The sequence below is a fragment of the Micromonospora sp. NPDC000121 genome (assembly GCF_042899165.1).
GTDB lineage: Bacteria > Actinomycetota > Actinomycetes > Mycobacteriales > Micromonosporaceae > Micromonospora.
The window spans coordinates 712,260-728,546 of record NZ_JBIAZP010000002.1; the positions used below are offsets into that span (position 1 = coordinate 712,260).

The following is a 16,287-nucleotide window of genomic DNA, read 5'->3' on the forward strand; positions in this document are numbered from 1 at the left end:
GGTCAGGGGTTAGAGATGGCGCGGGTGCGCGCCGCGACACCGCTGCTGGGGGTGACGGTGTCGGCTTTGTGGTCATGCACGGCGGCCGGCGAGTAGTAGCCGCCGTTGTCCGGCATCAGCCGGCTGTCATCGGCCCACCGGCCGTCGGTTTCAACGCCGTACCGGTAGGTGAGTTCGTCTTCCAGCGCGGCGACCCGCGCGTCCTTCGCCGCGAGTTCGGCGGCGGTAGCCTGGCGGTCGCGGTGGCGATCCCATCGGCCCGCCAGGTAGGTGACACCCATCAGCAGCACCGCAGCCGCAACCACATGCCCGGCCGCGAGCAGAACAGCAGCAGCCACGAACAGGGCCACGGCGGCGGCCCAGCCGACGCGGGCGCTCACGCCGCCACCCCGGCGGACGTCTCACGCGGCTGCGCCTCCCAGCCGGTCGGCTCACCGGTCAGCGGGTCGACACACACCAGCCGGTTCGGGGTGTGCAGCCAGCGTGACACTGTCGCCGACCCGTCGGCCTGCAACCGCACCACCGGCTCACCACAGTGCCGGCAGGTGCGGGGGGCGCCCTCATGCCGTGCCCGGATCAACGCTCACCGCCGGCCGGCACGATCTCGCGGCGCAGCCCGCCGTCCAGCGTCGACCACCGCGGATCCGACTCGGCCATCCACTGCCGGGCCGCCGCCTCCTCCACCTCGTCGGCGATTGGCACCGACCGCACCACCCGCACACCACCGTCACGGGCGGCAGTGATCCGCAACTCCATGCCCATCACGCCACGCCGCCGTTCCAGGCGAGCAGCACCACGACGATCACGACGACGGCACAGCCGCCAGCTGCCGCCAGCAGCCCGTCCACATAGCGGTCTCGGCGGCGGCGCCGCTCATCCCGGGAGAAGTCGCTCACGCCGCCACCTCCCCAACCTGGAGAGCGGGCACATGCGGGGTCAGCTCGTACAGCGCCCGCGCGCCCTGCTGCGGCACAACGCCGTTGCCGAGGCACTTGAGTGCCGGATTGCGGGGCAGCACGTCGGTCACCCAGCCGGCCGGCAGACCCATCAGCCACTCCACGAACCGAGGGTTCAGGCGCGGCTGACCCTTGCTGCCCGGCTCCGTCGGCTCCGGCGCCGCACGGCCGGTGACCGCCTCCCACCGGGCAATGGCAGGGGCATACGATCCCCACCGCTCGGCGTGCGCCACATCCGACAACGTCCAGCCGATCGACGTGGTCGGCTTCACGTCGGTCCGGTTCGCCGTGGCGTTACGACTGTTCCGGGAATCTGCCACAGTCGGCGTGGGCAGCAGGTCTCGCGCCACATAGTCCAGGGACGGCCGCACCGCCGCACCCGCCGACGGCGACTGGTTGTTGCCGTACGGGGTGGCCGTCGGCGTAGGCAGCAGCATCACCGCGCTAGGCAGCATCAGATCCCCCGAGCTGCCGCGCTGATTCGGGCCGCCCTTCGACCCGTCCGTCGCACTGGGCGTCGGCAGCAACGCCACCGCGTCATCGAGGAACCGTTTCCCCTGCGCAAACCGGTCAGACGCCGTCTGCGCCGACGGGGTGCCGGTGCCGCGCCCCAAAGCCGCGTTCGGGGTGGGCAGCAGCGACACAGTGGTTCGCAGGTCCGGGCCGCCCGTGCCGTGACCACCCGCCCCGTTGGTGTCGCCCGTACGAGGCGTCGGCAGCAGGTTGACGACCACCTCGTTTAGCGGGCGGGCGTTACGGTCGAGCAGATTCGACTCGCCCGACTTCCAGTCACGGGCTGCTGGCGTCGGCAGCAGCGTCAGCTCACCTGCTTGAGTACCACCTGAGACAGTGGCGGCCGGAACCCCTCCGATGCGCGCCGGCCCGGAGTGCCGGTGTCCGACGCCCTCGGAGTCGGCAGCAGGCCAGGCAACGATGAAGACTCGCCAGCGTAGGTGCGGGGCGCCGACAGCGGCAGCGGGAACGCCCTTCCAGACCGCGTCATACCCGAGATCGGCCAGGTCGCCGAGTACAGCTCCGAGTGCTCGCAGAGAAGGCTGGTCCGGTTCGTCTCCCACACACCACGGGCAGGGTTCCAGGTCGCTATGGGCTCGGGCACTGAGCAGCCCCCTCACATTCTCCAGCAGTACGATCTTCGGTCGGAGTTCCTTGATGGCGCGGGCCACGTGCGTCCACACGCCCGTTCGGGTGCCCTTGACGATTCGCTCCGGCGGCGGGCCGTCGCCCGCCCGGTCGATCCGGTTGAGGTCGGCGATAGCGATTGCCGCTTCCTCCAGCAGCCCCGCATCGAACAGGTGCGACGGGACCAGCCCGCCGGGCGACGCAGCTTCACACGAGTCGACCTGGTGGTCTCCCCACAGGCAGCCGCAGGCCATCACCCCGGCCGGCACGACCCGGTCACCGATCAGGCCCTCACGCTTCCCGGCGGCTGACACGTCGGTGCAGGGGAACCCGGCGGCCAGCACGTCGACCGGTTCCAGTGCAGTGAAGTCGGCGGTGCTGATGTCGCCGATGTTCGGCACGCCGGGGTGACGGACGCCGAGCACCTTCGACGGGTCGGGGTCGACCTCAGCGACCCACGACAGGTCGACGGGCCAGCCGGCCAGCCGCATCGCCATGTACAGGCCGGAGTACCCGGCGCACAGCTCGGCGGCCTTCACGCCGCCACCTGGCGCCAGTAGGTTTCCGAGTCCCGACGGGGCGCTTCACCGTCAGCGGGCGGGCACCACGGGCAGTCGTGTACCGGCTGCGGGTGCGCGAGCGTGTGGGCGCCCAGGTCCACGCCGGCGATCTCGGCGACCTTCTCCGCCGTCCACGCCGCCCCGTCTGACGGGGAAGGCAAAACCCGGGGGGCCGATCCACCCGTTCGGGGGATGTCGGTTATGGTGCTGATGCTCATCTGATCCGGTCCTCTCGTGCAGGCTCGGGTTGGAGGGGCGGCACGTCGAGCGCTCACCGGTGGCACCCGGTGGGCGCTCAATTCGTGTTAGGGGTGCGCGCGGGTGGGGCCGGCGGCTTCCCGCGCCGACCCCACCTCCCCCTGCGCCCCCTGTGCGGTCTGATTGGTGGTGCGGGAAGCAGTAGTGGTGGTGTCGCGCAGCGCGCACCAGGCTTGGGCGAGCTGCCGCCAGCCCTCGCTGAACCGGACGGCGCTCACGCGGCGTTCCGGCGCGGCTGGGAGGTGCGGGGCACCCGGGGGGCGGGCTTCGTGGCGGGCGCGGCGGGCAGAATCCGGGCGAGGATGGCCCGCTGTTGCTCGTCGGGTGCCGGCCAGTCGGCGGTGTCGCGGGCGGCGAGGTCGTCCAGAGCGGTCTGGAGGGTGGGGTCGTCCAGCTGGTAGCGCATCAGGCGGCCTCGCCCAGTTCGGAGCTGGCGGCGGGGATGATCTGGTCGAGGCTGAGGCCGGTGCGGGCGCGGATCTGGAGGGCGTTGCCCAACAGGCTGCGCTCCGGGCGTTCGATCATTCGCTGGAGCGTGCGGAGGGAGAGGCCAGCGCGAGCAGCGACCTCTTCTTGGGTGTCTACCCCGAAGGCTTTCTTGAGGAGAGTCCAGGGGTCGACGGCCGACACAGCGGGTATGCCGTGCCCCGCTTCGCTCGATGCATCACGCATGGCGTCCGTCATGGGGGCAGCATGTCATACGTGACGTATGACGTGCAAGGGTGTCGGGAAGTGTCGCTTAGTTGTCTTTGTCGATGCGTAGCGGCAGGATAACCCTTAGAAGCCGCAGGCTGGGGAGCGAAGGCGGGGTTGGAACGTCATGAGTGATGTATGGCGGATGCCAGGAGTGGCGCACAGACATGTCCTGAGCAGCACTTATGGTGATCCTGTGCCGCTGGAAGAGAATCAGACGACCGCAGGCAGACGCTTCGCCGCACTGCTGCGGCAACACCGCGTCGCCCGCGAGCTACGCCAAGAAGACGTAGCCGAACGTTCCGGGGTGTCGCTGAGCACCATCAACCGGTGGGAGCGCGGCCTCATCCGAAACCCGGTCCCCATCGAACTCAAGGCTGTCTGTCGCGTGGTCGGACTCCGGCCCGACGCGGCGTGGATCGCGTTGGGCGGCATCGACCCGGAGGACGTCGAGGACCTGCCGGATCCGCTGCCGCCGGCGAGCCCCACCGAAGAAGAAGCCATCGCGATCATCCGCGACCCCGCCATGCCCGACCACGTCATTGAGAGCGCACTCCAGTATCTGCGGTTCCTGCACGCCCAAGCGGAAACGCAGCAGCCCGGGACCAGCAAGCCCCGGGCCGCGTCGTAAACGTCGCCAGCTACCAGCCGCGCGCTCGCCACTGCGCGAGCGCCGGCCGTTCCGCACCGAGCGTCGAGTCTTTCCCGTGCCCTGGGTAGAACCACGTCTCGTCCGGTAGGCGGCCGAACACCTTTCCCTCCAAGTCGTCCATGACCTGCGCAAACTCCTCTGGGGTTGTTGTCCTTCCAGGACCCCCGGGGAAGAGGCTGTCGCCGGTGAACAGGTGCGGCGTCCCGGCCGGGTCGCGGTAGAGCAGCGCGATCGAGCCGGGGGTGTGCCCCTTGATGTGGATGACCTCCAACGCGCAGTCGCCCACCGGCACGGTGTCGCCGTCGGCCAGCGTCTCCGCCTCGATCGGCAGCCCCGCCGCGTCGTCGGCGTGCACCAGCGGGCGGGCGCCCGTCTTGGCGACCACCTCCTCCAGCGCCACCCAGTGGTCCATGTGCTGGTGGGTGGTGACCACGGCGCCCAGCCCCGCGTCGCCGACCAGGTCGAGCAGCCGCGGCGCCTCGTTCGCCGCGTCGATCAGCACCTGCTCGTCGGTGGCCCGGCAGCGCAGCAGGTAGGCGTTGTTGTCCATCGGGCCCACCGACACCTTGGTGATGGTGAGCGCGTCGAGCTCGCGTACGGCCGGCGCGCCGCCGGGCGTGACGTCTCCGCTGTAGGTCATGGGTTGGCTATATCCATTCCGGTGGTTGCGGCAGCGGGCCGTCAGGGGTGACGGCCAGCACGGTGCCGGGGCTGCGGCCGATCAGCCAGGCGGCGAGTTCGGGGGCGGCGCCGGTGACGGTGGGCGCGGCCGCGCGGTCGCCGACGACGAGTTCGTGCCGGCTGCCGTCGAAGCGCAGCACCATCGGCGGCACGTCGCCGCGGCCGGCGAGGTCGCCGGCGACCTCGTGCAGCAGCCGGTGGCCGAACGACTCGGGCCAGTCGGCCGGCCGGTAACCGGCGTCGAGGTCCACGTGGTGCACCTCGATCTCGCGCAGCCGGCCCCAGACCAGCATGGCCGCCGGCCAGGGGCCGCGCCGGGTCTGGACCGTGCCCGCCCACGCCTCGACGGGCATCGCCGCGACCGCCTCGGCGAACCGGTCGGCCGAGCGGCGCAGGTCGTCGAGGTGGGTCTCCGGGGGCCGGGGAGCGCCGGCCTCGATGTCGGCCTCCCGGGCCGTCGCGGAGGCGTACATCGGGACGGGCTCGCCGGTGCGGGCCGCGGTGAGCAGGTTGACGAACCCGTCGGCGTTGCGGGCCAGGTGCGCCAGCACGTGCCCGCGGGTCCAGCCGGGCAGCAGGGAGGCGGCGGCGACGTCCGCACCGTCGAAGGTGGCCGCGGTCCGCAGCAGGCGGTCCGTGGCCGCGTCCACCTCGCCGGTCAGCAGGAGCGGATCAGTGGTCACGTACCGACCCTAACCGTCGGGCCGCCCCGCGTCGCCGGGGAAATCGCTTTCGGCGCGTCGTCGCGCGCCCTACCGTCGGCGTCGACGCGGCACCGGAAGTCGGGGAGGAGGTGGTGACGTTGCCGGTCGCAGCACGCGTGCACCACCCGATCCGACACCGATGAGGATGCCATGACCATCGATCTCACCGCCCTCGGCTGGGACGCCGACCGGGCGACACACCTACGACGGCGCAACGACCACCGCCCGGGCCGGGTGGCCCGGGTGGACCGGGGCGTCTGCACCGTGCTCTGCGCGGACGGCCCCGTCCGCGCCACCCTGGGCGGGGCGGTCCTGGCCGCCGCCGCCCGGGACCTGACCCGTCTGCCCTGCGCCGGCGACTGGGTGCTGCTGGGCACCTGGCCGGACCGCAACGTGACCGTGGAGGCGGTGCTGCCCCGGCGCACCGCCCTGGTCCGGCGCACCGCCGGCAAGGACGCCAGCGGCCAGGTGCTGGCCGCCAACCTGGACGCCGCCGCGGTGGTGGAGCCGGTGCACCCGGAGCCGGACACCGGCCGGATCGAGCGGCTGCTGTCCCTGGCGCACGAGTCGGGCGCCCGGCCGCTGGTCGTGCTCACCAAGGCCGACCTGGCGGCCGACCCGCGGGCGGTGGCGCGCCAGCTCGCCGCCGTCGCGCCCGGGGTGCCGGTGCTGGCCGTCAGCGCCGAGCGCGGCACCGGGCTGGAGCCGCTGCGCGCCGAGGTGGCGCCCGGCTGCACGCTCGGCCTGCTCGGCCCGTCCGGCGCCGGCAAGTCGAGCCTGGTCAACGCGCTGGCCGGGGCGGCGGTGATGCCCACCCAGGCGATCCGGCGCGTCGACGGCAAGGGCCGGCACACCACCACGTGGCGGGCGCTGGTCCCGGTGCCCGGCGGCGGCGCGGTGCTGGACACCCCAGGGGTACGGGCGGTGGGCCTGCTGGACGGCTCGGCGGGGCTGGACCGGGCGTTCGCCGACATCGCCGAGCTGGCCACCGGCTGCCGGTACGCCGACTGCGGGCACGACGGGGAGCCCGGCTGCGCGGTGCGCGAGGCGCTGGAGAACGGCGAGCTGTCGGCGCGGCGCTGGGAGAGCTGGCGCCGGTTGCAGCGGGAGGTGGCGTACGAGAGCCGGCGGCGCGAGGCGCGGCTGGCCGCGGAGCGGCGCGGCGGCTGGCGCTCGGCCCGCCGGCGGGCCGCCCGCCCCTGACGCGGGCGTGGGCGGGGCCGGACGACCGGCTCCGCCCGTTGCCGCGCTTGGCCCGGAGGCGCGCCCGACCGGGCTGAGCTGGGGGAATGTGCCGGCGGGGAAAAGTGTCGTACCTCGGGGCTAGAGTTGCCGGGGCGCCTTTCCTGCGCGCAGACAACCGCTCAGACCAGCCTCAGAGCGGACATTTCCTCCTCATCTTCTTCACCCGGGAGTACACGGACAGTGGCCGACCGACTGATCATCCGTGGCGCGCGCGAGCACAACCTGCGTGACGTCAGTCTCGACCTGCCCCGGGATGCCCTGATCGTCTTCACCGGGCTCTCCGGGTCGGGCAAGTCGAGCCTGGCCTTCGACACGATCTTCGCCGAGGGGCAGCGCCGCTACGTGGAGTCGCTGTCGTCGTACGCGCGGCAGTTCCTCGGCCAGATGGACAAGCCGGACGTCGACTTCATCGAGGGCCTCAGCCCGGCCGTCTCCATCGACCAGAAGTCCACCTCGCGCAACCCGCGCTCGACGGTGGGCACCATCACGGAGGTCTACGACTACCTCCGGCTGCTCTTCGCCCGCATCGGCGAGCCGCACTGCCCGGTCTGCGGCGAGCGGATCTCCCGGCAGACCCCCCAGCAGATCGTCGACCGGGTCCTCGCCATGGCCGAGGGCACCCGGTTCATGGTGCTCGCGCCCGTGGTGCGCGGCCGCAAGGGCGAGTACGTCGATCTCTTCGCCGAGCTCCAGGCCAAGGGCTACGCCCGGGCCCGGGTCGACGGCGTGGTGCACCCGCTGACCGAGCCGCCGAAGCTGAAGAAGCAGGAGAAGCACACCATCGAGGTGGTGATCGACCGGCTCACCGTCAAGCCGAGCGCCAAGCAGCGGCTGACCGACTCGGTCGAGGCCGCCCTGGGCCTCTCCAACGGCCTCGTGCTGCTCGACTTCGTCGACCTGCCCGAGGGCGACCCGGAGCGCGAGCGGCGCTACTCCGAGCACCTGGCCTGCCCCAACGACCACCCGCTGGCCATCGAGGACCTGGAGCCCCGGGTCTTCTCCTTCAACGCGCCCTACGGCGCGTGCCCCGAGTGCACCGGCCTCGGCACCAAGAAGGAGGTCGACCCGGAGCTGGTCGTCCCCGACCCCGAGCGCACCCTGCGCGAGGGCGCCATCCAGCCCTGGTCGACCGGGCACAACCTGGAATACTTCCTCCGCCTGCTGGAGGCCCTCGGCGAGGCCGAGCACTTCGACGTCGACACCCCGTGGCGGGCGCTGCCGTCCCGGGCGCAGAAGACCATCCTGCACGGCTCCGACGACCAGGTGCACGTGCGCTACCGCAACAAGTTCGGCCGCGAGCGCTCCTACTACACGGGCTTCGAGGGCGTGGTGCAGTGGATCGAGCGCCGGCACACCGACACCGAGTCGGAGTGGTCGCGGGAGAAGTACGAGGGCTACATGCGGGACGTGCCGTGCGCGGCCTGCGGCGGTGCCCGGCTCAAGCCCGAGGTGCTCGCGGTGACCCTGGCCGGCAAGAGCATCGCCGAGGTCTGCAACCTGTCGGTCGGCGAGGCCGCCGACCTGCTCGCCGGCATCGAGCTGACCGACCGGCAGAAGATGATCGCCGAGCGGGTGCTCAAGGAGATCAACGCCCGGCTGAAGTTCCTGCTCGACGTCGGCCTGGACTACCTCTCCCTGGACCGCCCGGCCGGCACCCTCTCCGGCGGCGAGGCGCAGCGCATCCGGCTGGCCACCCAGATCGGCTCCGGCCTGGTCGGGGTGCTCTACGTGCTCGACGAGCCGTCGATCGGGCTGCACCAGCGGGACAACCACCGGCTGATCGAGACCCTGGTGCGGCTGCGCGGCCTGGGCAACACGCTGATCGTGGTCGAGCACGACGAGGACACCATCCGCACCGCCGACTGGATCGTCGACATCGGCCCGGGCGCCGGTGAGCACGGCGGCAAGATCGTGCACAGCGGCTCGGTGCCGGCGCTGCTGGAGAACCCGGAGTCGGTGACCGGGGCGTACCTGTCCGGCCGCCGGTCCATCCCGACGCCGCCGCAGCGCCGCCCGCAGACTCCGGGCCGGGAGCTGGTGGTGCACGGCGCGCGCGAGCACAACCTGCGCAACCTGACCGTGTCGTTCCCGCTGGGCCAGCTCATCGCGGTCACCGGGGTCAGCGGCTCCGGCAAGTCCACGCTGGTCAACGACATCCTCTACGCGGTGCTGGCCAACCAGATCAACGGCGCGCGGCTGGTCCCCGGCCGGCACACCCGGGTCTCCGGGCTGGAGCACGTCGACAAGGTGGTCGGCGTCGACCAGTCGCCGATCGGGCGTACCCCGCGGTCCAACCCGGCCACCTACACCGGGGTGTGGGACCACGTCCGCAAGCTCTTCGCGGAGACCACCGAGGCCAAGGTCCGGGGGTACGGTCCGGGCCGGTTCTCGTTCAACGTCAAGGGCGGCCGCTGCGAGGCGTGCTCCGGCGACGGCACCATCAAGATCGAGATGAACTTCCTGCCCGACGTGTACGTCCCGTGCGAGGTCTGCAAGGGTGCCCGCTACAACCGGGAGACCCTGGAGGTCCACTACAAGGGCAAGACCGTCTCGGACGTGCTGGAGATGCCGATCGAGGAGGCGGCGGAGTTCTTCTCCGCCATCCCGGCCATCCACCGGCACCTCAAGACGCTGGTGGACGTCGGCCTGGGCTACGTCCGGCTCGGCCAGCCCGCGCCGACGCTGTCCGGCGGCGAGGCGCAGCGGGTCAAGCTCGCCTCGGAGCTGCAGAAGCGCTCCACCGGCCGGACGGTCTACGTCCTCGACGAGCCGACCACCGGCCTGCACTTCGAGGACATCCGCAAGCTGCTGATGGTGCTGGAAGGGCTGGTCGACAAGGGCAACACGGTGATCACCATCGAGCACAACCTCGACGTGATCAAGTCGGCCGACTGGCTGATCGACATGGGACCCGAGGGCGGTCACCGGGGCGGCACGGTGCTCGCCACCGGCACCCCGGAGGAGGTCGCCGAGGTGCCCGAGAGCCACACCGGGCAGTTCCTGCGGCAGGTGCTCAAGCTCGACGGCGAGGCCAAGGGCGCCGCGGCGGCCACCTCCCGGGCGGCCAAGGCCAACGGCGCGAAGTCCCGCGCGCGGAAGGTCCCGGCCGGGGCCCGCTGAGGCCCGGCGGCCAACCGGTCAGCCCGCCGGGCCCGTCCGGACAGTCCGGCCCTCGCCGATCGGGTGAACCGTCGGGCACGGTGCTGCGTGTACCCGAGCATGGCCGCGGATCATCACTGGCGGCGGCAGTCGAGAGAGAGGCAAGGCATGAGTGACGAGCAGGAGCTGACCGGGCCGCCGACGCAGACGCGGCGCGCCCTTCTCACGGGCGCCGGCGCGGTCGGCGCGGCGGTGGTCCTGGCCGCCTGCGGCAGCGACGACTCCGGCAGCGGCGGCACGACCCCGACCAGCGGCGGCCCGGCGGTGCCCAGCAGCGGTGACGCCGGCGGCGGCGACCGCGAGGGCGCGCAGTCGTTGGCGCGCACCGCCGACATCCCGGTCGGCGGCGGCGCGGTCTACGCCGCCCAGGGCGTGGTGATCACGCAGCCGACCGCGGGCGACTTCAAGGCCTTCGACTCGGTCTGCACGCACCAGGGCTGCCCCGTGACCAACGTCGACGGCGGCACCATCAACTGCACCTGCCACTTCAGCAAGTTCTCCATCGAGGACGGCTCGGTGAAGGGCGGCCCGGCCACCAAGCCTCTGCCGCCGAAGAACATCAAGGTCACGGGCGACCAGATCTCGCTGGCCTGACCGGACGCGCCGCGGCCGGCGACCCCACCGGGTCGCCGGCCGTCGTCATCCCGTCGCGGCGTCCGCGCCGACCGTCGCCGCACTCCCGGCCGGCGGGGGCTCCCGGAGGGCGGCCGGCGGCAGGAACCGCTCCAGCACCAGGACGCCGGCCGCGCCGCCGGCGTTGAGCAGCGCCAGGGCCAGCCAGGGCGCGGCGGTGTCGATCTCGTACAGGGTGCCGAAGAAGGCCGGCGCGACCATCGAGGCGAACGCGAAGGAGTACTGGAACGCCGCCAGGTAGCGGCCCCGGGCGGCGACCGGCGCCGCGGCCGCGGCCAGCGCGGCGGACGCCGGCGCGTGCACCAGCTCGGCGGCGGTGAACAGCAGCGTGGCCCCGGACAGCAGCACGACCACCGTGGCGAGCCGCCCGGGACCGACCGTCGCCATGGCGAGACCCCAGGCCGTCCACAGGACCGCCGCCAGCACGATCGCGCGGGTGCGGCGGTGGCGCGGCAGGCGGGTGCCGACGGGCGCGGACAGCAGGGCGACGAGGAACGCGTTGCCGGCGAGGACCGCCGAGGTCAGCCACGCGGGACCCCGCGCGTCCGTGAGCAGCACCGTGGGCAGCGCCAGGCCGAGCATCATGCTGCTGAGCGCGAAGACGGTGTTCAGGCCGATCAGCGCGAGGAACGGGCGGTCCCGGGCCAGCGCCGCGTAGCCGCCGCGCCGCGGACCGGCCGGCCGGCCCGCAGCCGTCGGGGTGCGCACGCACGCGGCGATGAGCACTCCGGCGAGGGCGAAGCAGGTCGCCGCCGCGTACGCCACCGCCCGGTAGGTGCCCGGCCGCCCGTCCGCCACCACCACCCCGGTGGCCAGCCCGCCCAACGCCAGTCCGGCCGTCCGGGCGCCGTTGCTCACGGCGTACCAGGTGTCGCGGGTCCAGGCGCCGGGGCTACCGTCGGCGTAGTCGGCGACCGCCGTGAAGACCGCCGACCAGAAGAACCGGACGCCGACCGCGACGAGCGCCGCCGCGGCGAAGACGCCGACCGGCCCCCGCACCCAGGCGTAGGCCAGGTAGCCGGCCGCCTGGAGCAGTTGGGCGGCGACGACGACGGGCAGGGCGCCCACCCCGGTCCGCCAGCGTCCCCGCCCACAGCGGCACCGGGAGGGTGAGCACGGTCGCCGCGCTGAGCAGCACCCCGAGCAGCGCCAGGGGCACGTCGGTCAGCCGCAGGAAGTAGACCAGCGACAGCGGCACGAACAGCCCGTTGCCGACCGAGTCGACGGTGAGCGCCGCCACGAGGACGCCGCCCCCTCGGCTGCGCCCGGCGGGATGCGTGCCCATGTCCTGCGCCCCCTCGCGTCGGCCCGGCGGATGGTAGCCGGGAACGCTTCCGCCGGCACCCGGTTAACGGGTCGGCGACCGGGCCGGCCGGGCGGCGGCGCCCGCGCTCTGCCCGGGGCTGTCGGGGGCGCGGACTAGGCTTGCTGCCGTGGCTGACCCCTCGACCTACCGTCCCGCGCCCGGCACCATCCCGGAGTCACCGGGGGTCTACCGGTTCCGCGACGGCACCGGCCGGGTGATCTACGTCGGCAAGGCGAAGAACCTGCGCAGCCGCCTCAACTCCTACTTCGCCGACCTGTGGGGCCTGCACCAGCGCACCCAGCAGATGGTCACCACCGCCGAGTCGGTCGACTGGGTCACGGTCGGCACCGAGGTCGAGGCGCTCCAGCTCGAATACACCTGGATCAAGCAGTACGACCCGCGCTTCAACGTCCGCTACCGCGACGACAAGTCCTACCCCTACCTGGCCGTCACCCTCGACGAGGAGTTCCCGCGCCTGCAGGTGATGCGGGGCGCCAAGCGCAAGGGGGTGCGCTACTTCGGGCCCTACTCGCACGCCTGGGCGATCCGCGAGACCCTCGACCTGCTGCTGCGGGTCTTCCCGGCCCGCACCTGCTCCGCCGGGGTGTTCAAGCGTGCCGGCCAGGTCGGCCGACCCTGCCTGCTGGGCTACATCGGCAAGTGCTCGGCGCCGTGCGTGGGCAGCGTCACCCCGGAGCGGCACCGCGAGATCGTCGACGGCTTCTGCGAGTTCATGGCCGGCCGCACCGACACGATGGTCCGCAAGCTGGAACGGGAGATGACCGAGGCCAGCGAGCAGTTGGAGTTCGAGCGGGCCGCCCGGCTGCGCGACGACATCGCCGCGCTGCGCCGGGCGATGGAGAAGCAGACGGTCGTGCTCGGCGACGGCACCGACGCCGACGTGGTCGCGTTCGCCGACGACCCCCTGGAGGCGGCCGTCCAGGTGTTCCACGTCCGCGATGGCCGGGTCCGGGGCCAGCGCGGCTGGGTGGTGGAGAAGACGGAGGACCTCACCACCGGCGACCTGGTGCACCACTTCTGCACCCAGGTCTACGGCGGGGAGCAGGGCGAGGCCGACGTGCCGCGCGAGCTGCTCGTGCCGGAGCTGCCCGCCGACGCCGTCGCGCTGGCCGACTGGCTCTCCAGTCACCGGGGCAGCAGGGTGACCCTGCGGGTGCCGCAGCGCGGCGACAAGCGGTCCCTACTGGAGACGGTCGAGCGCAACGCCAAGGACGCCCTCGCCCGGCACAAGCTGCGCCGCGCCGGCGACCTGACCACCCGGAGCAAGGCCCTCGACGAGATCAGCGAGGCGCTCGACATGCGCACCTCGCCGCTGCGCATCGAGTGCTTCGACATCTCGCAGATGCAGGGCACCGACGTGGTGGCCAGCATGGTCGTCTTCGAGGACGGGCTGCCCCGCAAGAGCGAATACCGGCGGTTCATCATCCGTGGCGCCACCGACGACCTCTCCGCCATGTCGGAGGTGCTGCGGCGCCGCTTCGCCCGCTACCTCGACGCCCGCGCCGAGACCGGCGAGGTGGGCGTCGAGCCGGCCGACGACCCCGACGCCCCGGCCGGGCAGGCCGGGCCCGACGAGCCCCGGGTCGGCACCCTGATCGACCCGACCACCGGCCGGCCGCGCAAGTTCGCGTACCCGCCGCAGCTGGTGGTGGTCGACGGCGGCGCGCCGCAGGTCGCGGCGGCGGCCCAGGCCCTCGCGGAGCTGGGCGTCGACGACGTGGCGCTCTGCGGCCTGGCCAAGCGGCTGGAGGAGGTCTGGCTGCCCGACGACGAGTTCCCGGTCATCCTGCCCCGCACGTCCGAGGGGCTCTACCTGCTGCAACGCGTGCGCGACGAGGCCCACCGCTTCGCCATCACCTTCCACCGGCAGCGGCGCTCCAAGCGGATGACCGAGTCGGCGCTCGACAAGGTGCCCGGCTTGGGGGAGGTGCGGCGTAAGGCGCTGCTGCGGCACTTCGGCTCGCTCAAGCGGCTCTCCGCCGCCACGGTGGAGGAGATCACCGAGGTGCCCGGCGTCGGCCGGCGCACCGCCGAGGCGATCCTCGCCGCTCTCGGTGGCGAGGCGAAGGCCCCGGCGGCGGACTGACCGCGCCGTCGCGCGGCGCCTCGGCTCGCGCGCCGATCGGCCGCTCGTGCCCGGCTGAGGCGGGCCCGACCGGGCTCGCGCGTCGGCTGACGCGCGCCGCTCCGCCCGCTCCGGTGCCGGCTCACGCCGACCGGGCACCTCGGCGTCGGCTCGCGCCGGCCGACCGGGCACCTTGGCGTCGGCTCGCGCCGGCCGACCGGGCACCTTGGCGTCGGCTCGCGCCGGCCGACCGGGCACCTCGGCGTCGGCTCGCGCCGGCCGACCGGGCACCTCGGCGTCGGCCGGACGGCGTGGCCGGCCGACGGTCACTCGGCCAGGACGGCCAGGATCTGCTCGCCGTACCTGGCGAGCTTGTTCTCGCCGACGCCGCTGACCCCGGACAGCTCCGCCAGGGAGGCGGGCGCGTCGGTGGCGATCTGCCGCAGCGTCGCGTCGTGGAAGATCACGTAAGCCGGGACGCCCTGCTCCTTGGCGGTGGCCGCCCGCCAGGCGCGCAGCCGATCGAAGACCCCGGCGGCCACCGGGGACAGGTCGGCGACGACGGTGGCCGCCCCACGCGGCTTGGCCACCCGGGGCGAGGCTGCCCGCTCCGGCTCGCGCCGCATCATCACCGTGCGGCGGCGGCCCAGCACCTCCGCGCTGGCCTCGGTCAGGGCCAGCGTGCCGTAGTCGCCCTCGACCGCCAGCAGCCCCTCGGCCAGCAGCTGGCGCACCACGCCGCGCCACTCGGCCTCGCGCAGCTCGCCGCCGATGCCGAACACGGTCAGCGAGTCGTGGCCGTACTGGGTGACCTTGTCGGTCGCGCGGCCGAGCAGGATGTCGATGCAGTGCCCCGCGCCGAAGCGCTGGTTCCGCTCCCGGTCGAGCCGGAACACCGTGGAGAGCAGCTTCTGCGCCGCGACGGTGCCGTCCCACGACTCCGGCGGGTCGAGACAGGTGTCGCAGTTGCCGCAGGCGCCCGTCGCCTGCTCGCCGAAGTAGTCGAGCAGTTGGGTGCGGCGGCAGCGGACGGTCTCGCAGAGCGCCAGCATCGCGTCGAGGTGGGCGGCGAGGTTGCGCCGGTGGGCGAGGTCGCCGTCCGAGGTCTCGATCATCTTGCGCTGCTGCACCACGTCCTGCAGCCCGTACGCCAGCCAGGCGGTCGACGGCAGCCCGTCCCGCCCGGCGCGGCCGGTCTCCTGGTAGTAGCCCTCGACGGACTTGGGCAGGTCGAGGTGGGCGACGAAGCGGACGTCCGGCTTGTCGATGCCCATGCCGAAGGCGATGGTCGCCACCATCACCAGGCCGTCCTCGCGCAGGAAGCGCTGCTGGTTGCGGGCGCGGGTCGCCGCGTCCAGGCCGGCGTGGTAGGGCAGCGCGGCGATGCCGTTGGCGGTGAGGAACTCCGCCGTCTTCTCCACGGAGGCGCGGGACAGGCAGTAGACGATGCCGGCGTCGCCGGGGTGCTCGTCGCGCAGCAGGCTCAGCAGCTGCTTGCGGGGCTCGCGCTTGGGCACGATCCGGTACTGGATGTTGGGCCGGTCGAAGCTGGCCACGAAGTGCCGGGCGTCGGTGAGCTTCAGCCGGGTGGCGATCTCGGCGCGGGTGGCGCTGGTCGCGGTGGCGGTGAGCGCGATCCGGGGCACGTCCGGCCAGCGTTCGTGCAGCATCGACAGGGCGAGGTAGTCGGGGCGGAAGTCGTGCCCCCACTGCGACACGCAGTGCGCCTCGTCGATGGCGAACAGGGCGATGCGGCCCCGGTCGAGCAACTGCTGCACCGGGCGGGTGCCCAACGCCTCGGGGGCGAGGTAGAGCAGGTCCAGCTCGCCGCCGACGAACGCCCGCTCCACCGCGCGGCGGGCGTCCAGGTCCTGCGTCGAGTTGAGGAAGCCGGCCTGCACGCCGACCGCGGTCAGCGCGTCGACCTGGTCCTGCATCAGCGCGATCAGCGGCGAGACCACCACCGCCACGCCGTCGCGCACCAGCGCCGGGATCTGGTAGCACAGCGACTTGCCGCCACCGGTCGGCATCAGTACCAGCGCGTCGCCGCCGGCGACGACGTGGTCGATCACCTCCTGCTGGAAGCCGCGGAAGGCGTCGTAACCGAACACCCGGCGCAGGGTCTCCAGGGCGGCGTCGGAGGTGCGCAGGTCGGTGGGGGAAGCCATCCGGGGATTCTACGAACCCTCCCCGACACCCGGCCGGCCCGCGCCG

At 73.1% G+C, this 16,287-nt stretch carries 15 protein-coding genes; 5 read left to right on the forward strand and 10 right to left on the reverse strand.

Translation table 11 applies throughout. The features are described from left to right. Positions 1–2: 2 nt before the first annotated feature. The 6 genes from ACFY23_RS09850 to ACFY23_RS09875 form a co-directional block, all read right to left on the reverse strand. On the reverse strand, positions 3–380 hold the full coding sequence (locus ACFY23_RS09850) for a hypothetical protein (protein WP_350676018.1): 378 nt from the start codon (positions 378–380) through the stop codon (positions 3–5). Next, positions 377–523: a hypothetical protein gene (locus ACFY23_RS09855; RefSeq protein WP_350676016.1), complete on the reverse strand. Its 147-nt coding sequence runs from the start codon at positions 521–523 to the stop codon at positions 377–379. The genes ACFY23_RS09850 and ACFY23_RS09855 overlap by 4 nt, the downstream gene beginning before the upstream one ends. 53 nt (positions 524–576) lie before the next feature. Continuing rightward, complete coding sequence (locus ACFY23_RS09860) at positions 577–756, reverse strand: hypothetical protein (RefSeq protein WP_350676014.1); 180 nt, start codon at positions 754–756, stop codon at positions 577–579. Positions 757–761: 5 nt separating this feature from the next. Then, positions 762–896 carry a hypothetical protein gene (locus ACFY23_RS09865; protein ID WP_350676011.1) on the reverse strand — a complete coding sequence of 45 codons (135 nt, stop codon included), beginning with the start codon at positions 894–896 and terminating at the stop codon, positions 762–764. Continuing rightward, the gene (locus tag ACFY23_RS09870) at positions 893–2,635 is read right to left on the reverse strand and encodes a DNA cytosine methyltransferase (protein WP_350676009.1); all 1,743 of its coding nucleotides are present in this window, start codon (positions 2,633–2,635) and stop codon (positions 893–895) included. Before ACFY23_RS09870 ends, ACFY23_RS09865 begins: the two co-directional genes overlap by 4 nt. A 493-nt stretch (positions 2,636–3,128) precedes the next feature. Further along, positions 3,129–3,320 carry a hypothetical protein gene (locus ACFY23_RS09875; RefSeq protein ID WP_350676004.1) on the reverse strand — a complete coding sequence of 64 codons (192 nt, stop codon included), beginning with the start codon at positions 3,318–3,320 and terminating at the stop codon, positions 3,129–3,131. A gap of 483 nt (positions 3,321–3,803) precedes the next feature. On the opposite strand from ACFY23_RS09875, the gene ACFY23_RS09880 reads away from it, so the two are divergent. Further along, positions 3,804–4,238, forward strand: a complete 435-nt coding sequence (locus tag ACFY23_RS09880) for a helix-turn-helix domain-containing protein (RefSeq protein ID WP_350675998.1) — start codon at positions 3,804–3,806, stop codon at positions 4,236–4,238. A gap of 10 nt (positions 4,239–4,248) precedes the next feature. Here ACFY23_RS09880 and ACFY23_RS09885 read toward each other — a convergent pair whose 3' ends face one another. Both ACFY23_RS09885 and ACFY23_RS09890 read right to left on the reverse strand, forming a co-directional pair. Continuing rightward, a complete protein-coding gene (locus tag ACFY23_RS09885; protein ID WP_350675996.1) occupies positions 4,249–4,899 on the reverse strand; it encodes an MBL fold metallo-hydrolase in 651 nt (216 codons plus the stop codon). 7 nt (positions 4,900–4,906) lie between these two features. Continuing rightward, entirely contained in the window at positions 4,907–5,623 is a 717-nt protein-coding gene (locus ACFY23_RS09890) for a maleylpyruvate isomerase family mycothiol-dependent enzyme (protein ID WP_350675994.1), read from the reverse strand. 171 nt (positions 5,624–5,794) lie between these two features. On the opposite strand from ACFY23_RS09890, the gene rsgA reads away from it, so the two are divergent. The 3 genes from rsgA (at position 5,795) to ACFY23_RS09905 (ending at position 10,642) form a co-directional block, all read left to right on the forward strand. Further along, a complete protein-coding gene (rsgA, locus tag ACFY23_RS09895; protein WP_350675991.1) occupies positions 5,795–6,847 on the forward strand; it encodes a ribosome small subunit-dependent GTPase A in 1,053 nt (350 codons plus the stop codon). A gap of 222 nt (positions 6,848–7,069) precedes the next feature. Further along, on the forward strand, positions 7,070–10,009 hold the full coding sequence (gene uvrA / locus ACFY23_RS09900) for an excinuclease ABC subunit UvrA (protein WP_350675989.1): 2,940 nt from the start codon (positions 7,070–7,072) through the stop codon (positions 10,007–10,009). Between the two features lie 147 nt (positions 10,010–10,156). Further along, positions 10,157–10,642, forward strand: a complete 486-nt coding sequence (locus tag ACFY23_RS09905) for a Rieske (2Fe-2S) protein (protein WP_350675987.1) — start codon at positions 10,157–10,159, stop codon at positions 10,640–10,642. A 45-nt stretch (positions 10,643–10,687) separates the two neighbouring features. Here ACFY23_RS09905 and ACFY23_RS09910 read toward each other — a convergent pair whose 3' ends face one another. After that, complete coding sequence (locus ACFY23_RS09910; RefSeq protein ID WP_350675985.1) at positions 10,688–11,749, reverse strand: hypothetical protein; 1,062 nt, start codon at positions 11,747–11,749, stop codon at positions 10,688–10,690. A 365-nt stretch (positions 11,750–12,114) separates the two neighbouring features. Here ACFY23_RS09910 and uvrC point away from each other — a divergent pair, with 365 nt between their 5' ends. After that, a complete protein-coding gene (uvrC, locus tag ACFY23_RS09915; RefSeq protein WP_350675983.1) occupies positions 12,115–14,094 on the forward strand; it encodes an excinuclease ABC subunit UvrC in 1,980 nt (659 codons plus the stop codon). Positions 14,095–14,399: 305 nt separating this feature from the next. On the opposite strand, the gene recQ is transcribed toward uvrC, so the two are convergent. Beyond that, positions 14,400–16,241, reverse strand: coding sequence for a DNA helicase RecQ (gene recQ / locus ACFY23_RS09920; protein ID WP_350675981.1), 1,842 nt, complete (start codon positions 16,239–16,241; stop codon positions 14,400–14,402). Positions 16,242–16,287: the final 46 nt, after the last annotated feature.

Coding starts and splice junctions, on each gene's coding strand:
- ACFY23_RS09860 (WP_350676014.1), bottom strand. CDS start 756: ATGGAGTTGCGGATCACTGCCGCCCGTGACGGTGGTGTGCGGGTGGTG.
- ACFY23_RS09875 (WP_350676004.1), bottom strand. CDS start 3,320: ATGCGCTACCAGCTGGACGACCCCACCCTCCAGACCGCTCTGGACGAC.
- ACFY23_RS09885 (WP_350675996.1), bottom strand. CDS start 4,899: ATGACCTACAGCGGAGACGTCACGCCCGGCGGCGCGCCGGCCGTACGC.
- rsgA (WP_350675991.1), top strand. CDS start 5,795: ATGACCATCGATCTCACCGCCCTCGGCTGGGACGCCGACCGGGCGACA.
- ACFY23_RS09905 (WP_350675987.1), top strand. CDS start 10,157: ATGAGTGACGAGCAGGAGCTGACCGGGCCGCCGACGCAGACGCGGCGC.
- recQ (WP_350675981.1), bottom strand. CDS start 16,241: ATGGCTTCCCCCACCGACCTGCGCACCTCCGACGCCGCCCTGGAGACC.